At 60.8% G+C, this 549-nt stretch carries 1 protein-coding gene; it reads right to left on the reverse strand.

Annotation, left to right across the window (positions count from 1 at the left end):
- Positions 1 to 149: 149 nt before the first annotated feature.
- Positions 150 to 350: a CsbD family protein gene (locus JHD07_RS25210; RefSeq protein ID WP_257192866.1), complete on the reverse strand. Its 201-nt coding sequence runs from the start codon at positions 348 to 350 to the stop codon at positions 150 to 152.
- Positions 351 to 549: the final 199 nt, after the last annotated feature.

The raw sequence follows: 549 nt of genomic DNA on the forward strand, positions 1-549 counted from the left end.
TGGCGGTTTTCTAGCGAAGGCACCGTAGCCTGGATGAGCGAAGCGACATCCGGGACAACACGACAACAGTCCCGGATATCGCTTCGCTCATACAGGCTACACCTCAAGACAAAAGCCCCGGCTGTCGCCGGGGCTTCGTTCGTGTTGCTTCAGTGCAGGCCTTTGAGCCAGTCATCGACGTCCTGGCGGACCTGGTCCTTGGCCTTGCCGTAGCGTTCCTGCAGCCGGCCCTCGAGCTGCTCGCGGCGGCCCTCGATCAAGGTGAGGTCATCGTCGGTGAGCTTGCCCCACTTCTCCTTGGCCGAGCCCTTGAACTGCTTCCAGTTTCCTTCAATGCGATTCCAGTCCATGACCAACTCCCTTTGTTGATGGTCGGACAACGCGACCTCCGTGCGGCCGGTTCCGCGGCACGTCGCCACGTTTCGTCCAACAAAAAAAGCCCCGGCGAAAACCGGGGCTTTTGGCGTCAAGTGACGTTGCTCAGCCGAGCGCTTTCGCTTCGCGGCGTCGTGCGGTGAGGATGTATTCGGTGTAGCCGTTCGGCTGAGC

It is taken from the genome of Bradyrhizobium sp., from assembly GCF_016462955.1.
Taxonomy (GTDB): Bacteria; Pseudomonadota; Alphaproteobacteria; order Rhizobiales; family Xanthobacteraceae; genus Bradyrhizobium.

Coding starts and splice junctions, on each gene's coding strand:
- JHD07_RS25210 (WP_257192866.1), bottom strand. CDS start 350: ATGGACTGGAATCGCATTGAAGGAAACTGGAAGCAGTTCAAGGGCTCG.